1 protein-coding gene is annotated in these 14,237 nt (G+C 62.6%); it reads left to right on the top strand.

The annotated features are described in order from the left end of the window. The first annotated feature begins 239 nt into the window (after window positions 1-239). Window positions 240-14,144 (top strand): carbohydrate-binding protein, encoded by a 13,905-nt coding sequence (locus BLR92_RS18200; protein WP_245704267.1) that lies wholly within the window; start codon window positions 240-242, stop codon window positions 14,142-14,144. Window positions 14,145-14,237 lie beyond the last annotated feature (93 nt).

The following is a 14,237-nucleotide window of genomic DNA, read 5'->3' as shown; positions in this document are numbered from 1 at the left end:
TTTAATGCATTGAAAAAAATGAATTAATGGCAATGCATCAGCTTATTCGATGCGCCATGAGTAGCGCTATTTGGATTGGGGGAGTTGAGAATATTCAGCCTTGTTAATGCGCACCTGAAAGTTAATGTATATCAGAGTAACGCTGGGTGAATTTTGGTGCGCAAATGTGGTCTGGTGCCGTTGCGGTCGACGACAGAGCACGTTGGGTAAGAAAAAACAAGATCCTGAGGTGGTGTCCTATGTTTTCTATTTCCTTGATCGATGCATTGACTGGCGAGCTACTGGGTGGCCTGAAGAATGGCAGGCATATCGACACGAGCGCACTGGGCGACTTTGCCATTCGTGTCATTCCGGCAGGTGGAGAGGGGCTGGATCCCCAGAATGTAAAAGGCGTTCGTCTCACCCTGAGCGATGCGGAAAACGCGCCGACCATACTGACCATCGCTTCCGCCCCCTTCCTCTTCGAGGCATTGCCGGTGCTGGCCAACGGGGCGGCCAGCCTGACCGTCGAGGCGCTCGATGGTAATGGCGAGGCGATTGCCGGCGCTTCGCAGCAGGTCGATTTCACGGTTGCCGCTGGGCCGGAGCCCGGCATCGCGGCGTTCGAAGCGCTGCGCGTGCAGGCGGAAGACACTGCGGACAGCGACGCGGACGGTAATTTCACCACCCTCGAAGGCGGCACTCTGAAGATCGTGGGAGGCGCAGATCCCAACGCGGTCAACGCCGATGGCAATGCCTATGCCGATTACGGTACCCCCAGCGGTGAGACGCTCACTTTCAATGTCACGGTCGCCGAGGCCGGCGAGTACGAACTGGCGCTGCGTTATGCGTTGAGCCAGAACGACAACGGCAGTGAGCGCAACCGCCCCTTGCGTCTCGAGGTCAACGAGCAGCTCGTCGATCGCGTCTTCGACCTGACCAGCACCACCGAGACCGCCGACGCCGGCGATTTCACGATCTTCGACGAGCGCACGGTCCACGTCGATCTCGTGGCGGGCGTGAATACCATCAGTTTTACCTCGAATGGCGCCAGTGGCCCGAATATCGATTATCTCGAGGTGCGCAAGCCCGCCGCTGGCAGTGTGGTCATTCAGGGCGAGGACCTCACTGTCTCTCCGGCGGAGGACCTCACCAGCGCGACCACCAACCGTGTGGTCACCGTCGACACCATCAACACCATCGACGATACCTTCCGCGTCGGCGCGGAGGACGCCAGCTATATGGACTGGGCCAAGGGCAATGCCGCGGCCTATGGCGAGTTCACCTTCCAGGCGCCGGTGGCCGGCACCTACTCGATCACCGTGACCTATGCCGGCTCGACGGCGCGGCCGCTCGATCTGTCGCTGGTTGCCGGGGGCGTGGCCACTTCTATCGGCGGCTTCGCCTTTGCCGCGACGACACCGCCCGCCGCGCTGCCCGACGATCTCGACGACCTGCCTGATGACGTGACGGTGTCCACCGAGCCATCCGAATGGGAGGGCTGGACCACCGAAACCATCGAAGTCTCGCTGGGCGCCGGCGAGAATCTGCTGCGCCTCGGCGGTGGCGCCGATGGTCCCAACATCGACAAGATCGAAATGGCCCTGGTGGCCGCCGACCCGGTAGCACCGAGCGCGATCGCACTCGATAACGCCAGCGTGTTGGAGAACGATGACGGCGCGGCAATCGGCCAGTTGAATGTCGAGGATACCGACGACAGCGCGCATGTCTTCATCGTCAGCGATGCTCGCTTCGAGGTCGACGCCAGCGGCATGCTGCGACTGAAGAGTGGCGAGAGCCTGGATTTCGAGACCGAACAGTCCATCGAACTGACGGTGACCGCCAGCGAGGCCGGCGATTCCACGGCCAGCGTGTCGCAGACTTTCACCATCGTCGTCGGCGATGTCGACGAATCGGTGACCGAGCCCGAGCCCTTTGCGCCGATTTTCCTACAGGCCGAAGAGGGCGTAATGGGCGTGACCAACGATGACGGCACCGTGGTGCGCGACGCCGATAACCCGGAGTCGGGTACGGGTTTCAGTGGCCTGCGTCCGGATTTCTCGGGCAGCGGTTATCTCGATTTCGGCAGTGCCCCGGGCGACAGTATTTCCTACACCATCAATGTCGCCGAGGCGGGTAGTTACGACATAAGCGTGCGCTATGCTTCCAACGGCGTGCGCCCGCTCGACCTGATCGTCAATGGCTCGGCGCCGGGCACGATCGAGTTCGGCGACACCGATCCGGATGGCCCTGGTGCGGGTACCCTCGAAGGCTTCGACAACTGGCAGTATGAAACCGTCACGGTCGCGCTGAATGCCGGCGACAACACCTTCTCGTTCGCCATTCCCGCAGGGGCTACCCGAGGGCCCAATCTCGACCGCATCGAAATTACCGCTGGCGGCAGTGGCCCGGTCGGCGATGTTTCGGCGGATGCCGATGCCAATCTCACTCTGACCGGCCCGGACGATTCGGTTACGGTCGGCTCCGAGCAGGTCAACTTCGATGTTACTGGCATGGATGCGGATGTCGTCAGCATCGAAGTCAGCCTCGATGGCGGTGAAACCCGCACTGCGGCGAGTATCGTCGATGGCACGGTCACGGTGGATCTGTCAGGCCTGCCCGCTGGCGATGCCACGCTGACGCTGTTCGCGACCGATGCGGCAGGCAATCATGTACAGACCAGCACCAACGTCAGCTTGGTGGAGTCAACGGTGGGGCCGCTCGATGTCGTCTTCAACGGCGGCAGCGAAGGCAATATCACCAGCTACACCGCTAACCAGGACAACCCAAGCGGCCCTGGCTATGAGGTCAGCGACGAGGGTGCGACGCTGGCGCTCAACGACAACCTATGGAAGCGCGTCGGGCTGTCGCGCGATTATGTCGTCACCGAGCAGACCCGGCTCGTGCTCGATCTGGCGATTGGCGAAAATTCACCGGAAATCATCGCCATCGGTTTCGATCTTGACGAAAACGCCTTCGATGGCGACAGCTCGATCTATCAGCTCGGCGGCTTCCAGGGCCAGGGTGCGTTCATCGATCTGCGCGGCTCCGGTGTCGACAACGGCGATGGGACGACCCGCTTTACCATCGAGCTCGGCGATCACGCCGGCATTACGCTCGACTCGTTGGTGTTCATCAGCGACGACGACGCTACTTCGACCCTGGGGTCGTCGATCTTCTCCAACGTCCAGCTCGCGGAAATGGACCCGGGCAGCGAAGAAAACAGCGCGCCGCGCGTGATCGGCGGTGGTATCGCCGATCTGTCTATCGACGAGGGCGGCATGCTGGAACTCGATCTGCCCTTCGTCGACGACGACAACGACCCGCTGAGCTATAGCGTCGAGGTATCGCAGGGTGGTGTGCCCGTCGAGGACTTCAGTGGCTTGACCGTCACTGGCAACGTGCTCAGCGGTAGCCTGGATGGGCTGAGCGCCGGCACCTTCACGATCACGGTTACCGCCGATGACGGCATGGCCACAACCGCTACGTCGTTCGAACTGACCGTCGACAACGTCAACGACGCGCCGATGGTGGACGATGTCGCCCTCGAGCCTTACTTCGGAGAGCAGGGCAGCTTCTTCGATGGCATCGAACTTGCAAATTTCACCGGCTACTTCAGCGATCCCGATGGCGATGCGCTGACGCTCAGCGTCGAGGGCTTGCCCGAGGGGCTCAGCGTCGATGCCGAAGGGGTGATTAGCGGCACGCCGAGCGAGGCGGGCTCGTTCGAGGTGATCGTGCGTGCCACCGACGGTGGTGGCCTTTCCAATACGCTGACCCTGCAATTCGAGATCGAAGGGCTGGAGGTGGGCGACGTACTGAGCGTCGAAGCCGAGGATTTCACCGGGCTGGGCGATGCCGATAACTTCTTCGTCGCCGGTAACGCCAATGCCTCGGGCAATCAGATCATCCAGCTCGCCAATAACCAGTCGACGCAGGTATCGACTGCGCTGGGCGACAGCGGAATCGTCGAGGGCTGGTACACGGTCAGCGTGGTGGTCTTCGACGAGACCGATGGCGCGGGGTCGCTATCGCTGCTGATCGGCGACACTCTAGTGCAGGCGCGTAACACCGCTACCGGAGAGCTGGTCGATAGCGCGATTCTCAACGATGACTTCGGGGTCTTCCTCAACGCCGGCTCGCGCGGCAGCTCGGGCCAGGCCGGTAACCTCAAGGAAATCGCCTTCGAGACGCCGGTATACATCGACGCGGCGACCATCGCCACGCTGACCGCGCAAGGCGAGTCCGGCGAGCAGATGCGCATCGACCGCCTGCTCTTCACGCGTACCGAAGAACCCGTCAACGAGGCGCCGACGATCGGCGGCCTGGCCGGCACGATCGCCATCGACGAAAACACCGGCGACGTTGCCACCCTGACCCTCGCCGATACCGAGAACGATGCACTGACCGTCACCCTCGAAGGCGCCGACGCGGCGTTGTTCAGCTTCGATCAGGCCACCGGCGTGCTGACCTTCGCCACGGCGCCCGACGCCGAGAGTCCGTTGGATGCCGATAGCGACGGCATCTACGAACTCACCGTCTCGGTCAGTGATGGCGAAAACATCACCTCTCAGGACGTCATCGTCAGCGTCGCCGACGCCAACGAATCCCTGGCCATCGACCAGTCCAGCTTCTCCCTCGTCGAGGGAATGACGGTGGTCGGTGCCGTACCGCTGGTCGACGAAGACGGCGGCATGACGGGGCTGGTGGCACCGGCGTTCGCGATCACCGGCGGCGCCGATGCCGCGCTGTTCACCATCGACCCAGAAACCGGTGCGCTGGCGTTCATCAACGCGCCGGACTTCGAGACCGCGGCCGATGCCGATGAGGATAACCTCTACGAAGTGGAGGTAACGGCTACCGATGGGGCGCTGAGCGACGTTGAAACCCTCTCCATCGAGGTCACCGATAGCGACGAGGCGGCATTCACGCCGATCACCGTTCAGGCCGAGGACGGCAGCCTGACCCTGGCCGACGATGGCAGCAACGCCACCGTTACCACTGTGCGCGATGCCAGCAACCCCGAAACAGGGTCCGGGTTCAGTGGACTGCGCCCGGACTTCACCGGCAGCGGTTATCTCGATTTCGGCGATACCGCCGGAGACACGGTGACTTTCACCGTCAATGTTGCCCAGGCCGGCAGCTATGATCTCAACGTTCGCTACGCCTCCAACAGCGACCGACCGCTGGACCTGAGCATCAATGGCGGCATGGCTGGTCAACTTGCTTTCCTGGCTACCGACCCGGACGGCAATGGCGTGGAAGAAGGCTTCGATCACTGGCTGTTCGAAACCGTCACGGTCACCCTGGAAGCGGGTGAGAACTCGCTCTCGCTGGCGATCCCGCCCGGCTTTACCAGCGGCCCGAATCTCGATCGCATCGAGATTACCGAAGCCGGTTCTGGCCCGATCGCCGTCGACGTGTCGGCCGACGAGGATGGCAACCTTGAACTGATCGCGGCCGATAGTACGCTGGACGTCGACGAGGCGGCGACGGCAGGCTTTACTCTCTCGGGTGTCGATGCCGATATCCAGACCATCGAGATCAGCTTCGATGGTGGTGCCACACGCAGCCTGGTCACGCCGGACGTCAATGGCGACTTCAGCGTCGACATGAGTGGTCTGGAAGGCGATGTTACCGCCACCGTATACGTGACGGATGCCGCCGGTAACGAGGCCAGTGTCGCCACCGAGGTCACCGTCGGTGACGAGGTCGGCCCCGAGCCTTTCCTGTTCGAGATCCAGGGCGAGGCGCTGACCCTCGATGACGACGAGCCGACGCCGGATACCGTGGTGCGCGATGCCAGCAATCCGGAAACCAACGTGGCAACCGGTCCAGACGGGTTGTGGGATGGCTTCACCGGCACCGGTTATCTGGACATGGGGGGCGAGGCCGGCGACGCGGCGTTCTTCAACGTCAGCGTGGAAGAGGCGGGCACTTACACCCTGAGCGTGCGTTACACCAATGCCGGTACCAATCTGGCCGACCGTCCGATGAGTATCCTGGTCGGTGGCACCGCTCAGGGCGAAATCGCTTTCGCCAGTACCGGGACCGGCGATGCCGGTTGGATGAACTGGAGCGAGGCGACCATCGAGCTTGAGCTCACCGCTGGCGACAACGTCATTCGTCTGGAGAACGTCGGTACCGCCGGGCCCAATATCGACAGTCTGTCGGTCAGTCGCGAGGGCGAAGCGTCGGACCCGATCGTCGAGCCGATCGATCGCTTCCAGGTCAAGATCAACTTCCAACCCGATGGCTTCGCCACGCCAGATGGCTACGTCGCGGATACCGGCCTGGCGTTCGGCGAGCAGTCTATCGAGGTCGATGGCCAGACTTACCAGTACGGCTGGGTCAGCGAGGCCTCGATCGCCGATGGCACCGAGAACGGCACCACGCCGATGGCGATCGCCGACCAGACCAGCGTGGCGGTCAATGACCGCACCGACGATATAGGCGGTCTCGATCCGCTGCAGGGCACCTACGCGCACTTCGATCAGCCGGCGACCGGCTACGAACGTGCCGGTTGGGAGATCGAACTCGAGGATGGTTTCTACGAGGTGACCATTTCGATCGGCGATACTTCCGGTCCCTACGACAGCCATAACGTCATCAACGCCGAGGGCGAGCTGTTCAACGACCCGTTCACGCCGTTCCGCCCAAGCGACTTCCCGGAAGACGGCAATCCGGCCAACGACACCGAGGGTTTCCGTTCGGATCTGGTGACGCGCATCGTCGAGGTCACCGATGGCCGCCTGACGCTGGATTCGATGGGGTTGGATAACGAAAACACCGAGATCCAGTACATCGAAATCCAGGAACTGCCCGATCTGACGCCAGGTGACGGTCGCGATGCACCGGAGGACTATGCGTTCTTCACCGATCCGCGTGCGATTGCCGGTGTCGGCGAGGACGAGGTCGAGATCGATCTCGACCCCGCCGATGGCAGTGCGCCCATCGGTGTCGATCCTACCTCGGATATCTTCCTGGGTATCTCGGTGGTCGACGGTCGCGGCGGGGCGTTGCTGGAGAGCCTTCAGGATGGTTCGGTACGCTTGTTCGAGACTGTCAGCGGCGAAGAGGTCGAGTTCAGCATCAACACCACCGGCGGTTTCGATTCGCTGACCATCTCGCCGCTCGGCGGCTTGCAGGAATACACCAGCTACACGCTGAAGATCGAAGGCTTCCGCGATCGTGGCGACAACCTCGACCTGGACGCGCCGACGCGCGAGTTCCAGAAATTCACCACCACCTTCGTCACCGGCGAAGCGCCGGAAGTAGTGGCGCGTGAAGTGGCGTTCAACGACACCATAGAGCTCAACGGCGCGGCCGACGGCGCCTTTGCCTTCACCTCGCTGGAGCTGTCCCCGGACGGCACCAAGATGTATGTGTCGACCATGAGCGGTCAGATCAAGCGCTACGACGTGGACCCGCAAACGGGTGCGCTGTCCGGCGAGCAGACCCTGACGCTGGATTACTTCCAGGGCGATGCCGGGCCGCGCGGGATCATAGGTATCACTTTCGACCCGACGGACCCCAACACCCTGTGGGTCACCGACAACTACCCGATTCCGCTATCGGGACGCGATAACGGCGTGCCGGACTTCAGCGGGCGGGTCACCAAGATCACCCTCGGCGAGGGCGAGGCCTTTACCGGCTCCGCCGAGGCGTATATCACCGGCCTGCCACGTTCCAATGGCGACCACGTCACCAACAGTCTCGAGTTCCGGGTCAATCCGGAGTACGACGCCGAGACCAACCCCGATGTACCGAGCCACCTGCTGTATCTGGTGCAGGGCTCCAACTCGGCGATGGGTGAGCCCGACAGCGCCTGGGGCTTCCGCCCAGAGCGCTTGCTGAACGCCTCGGTGATCGAAATCGATCCGACCCGCGACGCGCCGGAAGGTGGCTTCGACGTTTCCACCGAACCGCTGCCGGATGACGGCAACAACCGCCGTTTCACGGATGACGATGGCAACGTCAAGGACGACCCCATTCCGATGGGCAACGGTGAGTTCCTGGTATTCGCCGACAACGGCACGGCCACCGTGCAGGACGCCGACGGCAATATCCTCGAGAGCTTCTACGACCCGTTTACCGAGGACGCGGTACTCAAGATATTCGCCACCGGCACGCGCAATGCCTACGACCTGGTATGGCATTCCAACGGCTTCCTCTACGTGCCGACCAACGGCTCGGCGGCCGGTGGCAACGTGCCCGACGACCCCTCGACACCACAGGACGAAAACCAGAACAGTGTCGAGAAGCAGGACGACTACCTGTTCGCGATCGAGGAAGGCGGTTACTACGGCCATCCCAACCCGCTACGCGATGAGTACATTCTCAATGGCGGCAACCCGACCTCGGGCAACGACACCAATCAGGTCGGCGATTATCCGGCGGGCCAGCAGCCCGATCCCAACTACGATATCGACGGGGCCTACTCGCTGGGCGAGAACCGCTCGCCCAACGGTGTGACCGAATACACCAGCGACGTATTCGGAGGCAACCTGCAGGGCAACGTGCTGTTCACCGAGTACTCGGGCGGCAACGACATTCGTTCGATTACCCTCGATGCCAACGGTAACGTGATCGGCGACGAGGTGCTGCGCGACGTCAACGGCAACGTGATTACCTACGTCGATCCGCTCGACATCATCGAAAACCCGGCGACCGGCCAGCTCTACCTGCTGACGCTCAATCGCAGCAACGGAGAGAGCCAGTTGATACGTCTCGACCCGGCGCCCGGTGGCGTGATTACTGATCCGGGCGATCCCGGTGACCCGGGTGATCCGGGCGATGATGACCTGATCTCGGTCCTGACCATCCAGGCCGAGGACAACACGCCTGATGACGGAACCACGGTAACGGTAGCCGAAGGCGGTGGTGCCGAGATCGCGATCCGTACCCAGGACGCTCCCGAGCCCAATTCGGATCAACCCAATGGCCTGCGCCCCGGGGCCTTTGGCCTCGATGGCAACACCGATGACACCGACGGCGTGCTTGGCGGCTACGCGGACTACGGCGCGAGCAATGCCGACTTCATTACCTTCAGCTTCGAGCTGACCGCGGCCCAGGCCGGCGACTCGGTATTGCGCGTGCGCTACGCCAACGGCGATACCGTGAATCGCCCGCTCGAGGTGTTCGTCAATAACGTCAGTATCGGCACCTTCGCCTTCAGCCCACCTCCCGGTGGCCTCGGCGATGATGCCTGGAACGAATGGCTGACGCTGGATATCCCCACCGACCTGGTTTCGGGGCTGAACACGGTGCGCTTCCAGGCGACCGCCGCCACCGGTCCCAACATCGATCAGTTGGAGGTTCTGCAAGCACCCGAAGACACCACGCCGGGCTACGCCGAATACGAGGCCGAAACGGCCGAGCTGGATGGTGGTGCCGTCGTGGTGCCCGAAAGCGCGGACGATCGCAACGCCTCGGGCGATGGCTTCGTCGACTTCGACGGCACCGGCGATCAGACCATCACCTGGACCATCGACGTCGCCGAGGCGGGCACTTATGAGATCGGCTTCCGTTACGCGCTGGCGGTGACCAAGGGTAGCCGGCCAATGGATCTGATGATCAACGGCGCCGCGCTTGGCATGCTGGCCTTCGTCGGCCAGAGCAACGCCGCCGAGGACAACTGGTTCTTCGAGACTGTCGAGGTATCGCTGGAGGCGGGCTCGAACGTCATTAGCGTTACCGCGCCGGATGCGGTCGGCCCCAACATCGACCTGCTGCGGGTGGCGGACGAGCCGTTGGATACCTTCGAGCCGACTTATGCCGAGGTCGACGGCGAGACACGCATCGAGCTGGAAAACGGTGACACCGCGCGTGCGGTCAATGAAAAAACGGCGGATTTCTACTTCACCGTCAACGAGGATGGCGCCTACAAGCTCGATTTGGCCGCCAATGCTGGCGCGCCGGATGGCGGTGAGCTGACGCTACTGCTCAACGGCCAGCCGCTCAATGAGTTGCTTTTCCCCGGGCAGGGCGACGCCGGTGAGGAGTCGGCCTATGTCGAGCTTGAGGCTGGCGTCTCCTATAACCTGCGGGTTATCTCCGAAGCCGATGGCGCCAACGAGATCGACTATCTCGACGTCTCGCCGGCCCCGGGTGATCCCGATGCGGATATCGCCATTCAGAGCAACGATGCGGCGTACTATTCCGACCGCCTGCACTTCAACTACCTGGAGAACAACGACGCCTCGAATCCCGATCGGGATTACAAGGAGAGCGGTAGCGTCGAGATCAGCAACACCGGCACCTCTGAGCTAACGATCATCGATGCCAATCTCAGCGGCCCCTTCGTGCTGGCCGATCCGGGGGTTTTCGATGGCCTGACGTTGGCCGCCGGCGAGTCGATCACGGTCGAGGTGCTGTTCGATCGCTCGGCCTACACCGCACCGACCACCGATGCGGCGGATGGGGTGTTCGAGGGCGTGCTGCAACTGGTGACCAACGACGCCGACACACCGATCGCCGAGGTGCATCTGGCCGGTTTCTGGCAGCAGCGCGACGAGGGCGGCTGGGAGCCCAATGTCAACGAGGTGTGGGAGATCTTCGGCTTCGGCAACCGGATCGAGGGGCTGACCACGGTGGGTGGCGGCGAGAACTCGGTGCTCAACGATTTCGACCTCTACCGCCCGGCGGACGAGACCGAGGTGCTGTCGGGGTACTGGAAGATCGCCGATGGCTTCGAGTCGGCCAAGATCACCCAACTGGCGGCATTCCATGGCAACGGTGGCGCGACACTGGGTATCCATAACCCCGGCAACAAGGGGCAGGACGTCACGCTGTCGAACCACGCCGGCGACAATAACCAGTCGATCCTGCCGATCAAGAGCAATGGCCAGTTCGCCACGGCAACGATCACGCCGGACACGATTCCCGGTGGCTGGCTGGGCAACGGAATCTTCGGTATCGAGGTCGCGGGGCTGTCGACCGACCCGACCCTCAACCCGACCGGTGGCGGCGAGGTGCCGCCGGGTACCGAAGACATCCAGCGCGGCTACACCGTGCGCATCTTCCAGGCGGTCGATGCCGATGGCAACGTGATTCCCGATACCTATCTGGGCATCATGGATTACACCGGCATCAACTACGACTACAACGACAACATGTTCGTCATCGAAGGCATCTCGCCGGTCTCCGGCGGTGAAATCTCGATCACCAACCTGGATGGCGTACCGTCGGATAATCGCCTGGTGATGAGCCGGATCGAGGACCCGGCCAACGATAGCCAGGTGGTGCATGACGAAGTCACCATTACGATCGATAACAACGGCTTCGCCGACCTGGAAATCGCCAGCCTGGATATCGGCGATCCCACGCTGTTCGAGATCGTCGGCGACAGCACCGACCTGGTGATTGCGCCGGGCAACTCGCTGAACGTCACGGTGCGCTTCATCGGGCAGGACGGCAACGACGGCTCGCTCTACGAATCGACGCTGACGATCAATTCCAATGACAGCGACGAAGGCCAGACGGTGATTCAGCTCGCCGGCATCGCCCAGGGCCAATCGGAGAATGGCCAGGAGCCGACGGTACAGGAGATCGTCAACGCCTTCGGCTACACCACCGACGTCGGCCAGGCGCAGATGAACCAGGGCGGCCTGGTGGAAGCCAACGGCGATGAGATTCTCGCGCCTTACTTCCAGCGTGCCGATGGCGGCTCGCCGATCAAGATCACCCAACTGGCGGCTTACCACACCCAGGGGGACGTCGCCCGGCTGTTCATCCACGACGTCGACAGCCGTAACCTCGACGAGGTGATCGCCCACGACGACCAGGATGGCCAGACGCTGTTGCCACGTGCGCTCAATAGCGGCGACCAGCTGGCCAGCGTCTCGCTGGACCGCGACGATCCGTTCGGCTTCTTCGCCGAGATCAGCGACCGCCAGGGTTACATCTCCTGGTCCGATCCGGACGCCAACCTCTATGAGGACACCATCAACGAAATCGGCAATCCCGGCACCGATCTCAACTGGGACCAGAACGACGGCCATCTGATTCGCGTCTACGTGGCCAAGGACGCCGATGGCAACGTGATTCCCGATACCTACATCGTCATCCAGGATTACGCGGGGGTTAACTACGATTACAACGACAACATCTTCCTGGTCGAAAATGTCCAGACCTACGACCCAACCGGGGCGGAAGACGCCGATGGCAACGGCCGGGTCGATATCTACGACGATAGCGACGGTGACGGTACGCCGAACTTCCTCGACGATCAGGCGCCACAGGAGCAGAGCGCCTTCAACGACAGCGAGACGCCATGGGTCATCGGTGCCGATGGTCTGACCCTGGAAGCCAACCTGTTCGACAACGGCGGGCAGGGCGTCGCCTACAACGACACCACGGCCTCGCATCAGGGCGCGTCGTTCCGCGACGACGAAGCGGTGGATATCTCCAACGGCACGTTGGCGCTGGGTTACATCGCCGATGGCGAATGGGTCGAATACACCATCAATGTCGAGACTGCCGGCACCTACTCGCTGAGTTTCCTGACCTCGGCGGTCGCGGGTGGCAGGAGCATTACCGCGGCGTTCGAGCAGGGGGGCGGCTTCTACACCAGCGGCTCTATCGGCTTACCCAACACCGGCAGCTTCACCACCTACGAAAACGTCGGGCCACTGGAGTTCGACCTTCAGGCCGGAGAACAGACGCTGCGCCTGACCTTCAATGGCGGGCAACTGGATCTGGCTTCGTTCGACTTCGAGGTCATCGCACTCGAAGGCGAGGGTCAGCAGCCCTTCAACGATACCCAGACGCCCTGGCTGGTCGGCGATGACCTGACGTTGGACGCGGTGTTGTATGACGAAGGCGGGCAGGACGTCGCCTACAACGATAGCAGCGAAACGCAGATCGGCAGCGACTTCCGTGGCGACGGGGTGGATATCGTTGGCGACGGCGAGGCGATCGGTTGGGTCGAGGATGACGAGTGGGTCGAGTACACCATCAATGTACAGCAGGCGGGGACGTACGACCTCTCGTTCCTGTCCGCGCTGGGCTCGCAGAACGGCTCTGCCAGGTCGATCACCGCCTCGTTCGCCCAGGGTAATGGCGTCTATCTCACGGCCGGCGCCGTCGCGGTCGACTACAGCGGTGGCTGGACGACCTTCGAGCAAACCGACAGCGTCCAGGTCGAGCTCGAAGCCGGGGTACAGACGCTGCGCCTGACCTTCAATGGCGGCTCGCAGGACTTGGCCTCGTTCACCTTGACCCAGGCGGATGAACCGACCAACAGTGCGCCGGTGGTTGAGGATGGCATCGCCGATCTCAATGCGACCGAGGACGAGGACTTCTCGTTCAGCATTCCAACGAGTGCCTTCGAAGACGCCGATGGCGATGTGCTGAGCTACACGGCCAGCGGTTTGCCCGAGGGCTTGTCGATCTCGAACGATGGAGTCATCAGCGGTACGCCAGCCACGGCAGGCAGCTTCGAGGTTCTCGTCAGCGCCTCGGATGGCAATGCCAGCATCGACACCGGCTTCACGCTGAACGTCGCCGCCGCGCCAGTCGACGATGGTCAATCGGCTTTCAACGCTGGTCAGACGCCGTGGCTGGTTGGCGACAGCCTGACGTTGGACGCGGCACTGTTCGATGAAGGCGGGCAGGGCATCGCCTACAACGATGGCAGCGAAACGCAGCTTGGCAGCGACTTCCGCGACACAGGGGTGGATATCGTCAACGATGGCGAGGCGATCGGCTGGGTCGAGGATGGTGAGTGGGTCGAGTACACCATCAACGTCGAAGAGGCCGGAACCTACGACCTGTCGTTCGTGACGGCGACGCCTCAAGACGGGCGTTCCATCACGGCCTCGGTCGAGCAGAATGGCACGTTCTACGCAACGTCCGGGCCGCTCGCGGTGCCCGACTCCGGCGATTGGGGCAATTACATTGCCACCGAGTCGCTCACGCTCGACCTGCAGGCCGGCGAGCAGGTGCTGAGGCTGACCTTCAATGGCGGGCCGATGGACCTGCAATCGCTGACCCTCGAGCAGCAGCCCGGCGTCATGGCACTGCAATCGTTTGCGGCCAGCGGGGTGTTCCTCGAAGAGACGCCGCCGACGGCAACCGACGACGATGTGCCGCCGATGAGCGACGACGTCAGCATCGTTGGACTCAACGACCCGGCAGCGGCGGGAGGCGACACGCTCTTGTAGACCGGTCCTGGCGAGGGGGAAGGGGAACGAAACTGGTTTTCGTCCCCTTTCCCCGAACCGCACAATCCGATTGTTGGAGCAGCCTCGATTCAT

Origin of the sequence: Modicisalibacter muralis (genome assembly GCF_900102945.1) — a bacterium.
Classification (GTDB): Bacteria; Pseudomonadota; Gammaproteobacteria; order Pseudomonadales; family Halomonadaceae; genus Modicisalibacter; species Modicisalibacter muralis.
The sequence above is the reverse complement of the archived record's forward strand: the minus strand, read 5'-3'. Positions and strand labels throughout refer to the sequence as shown.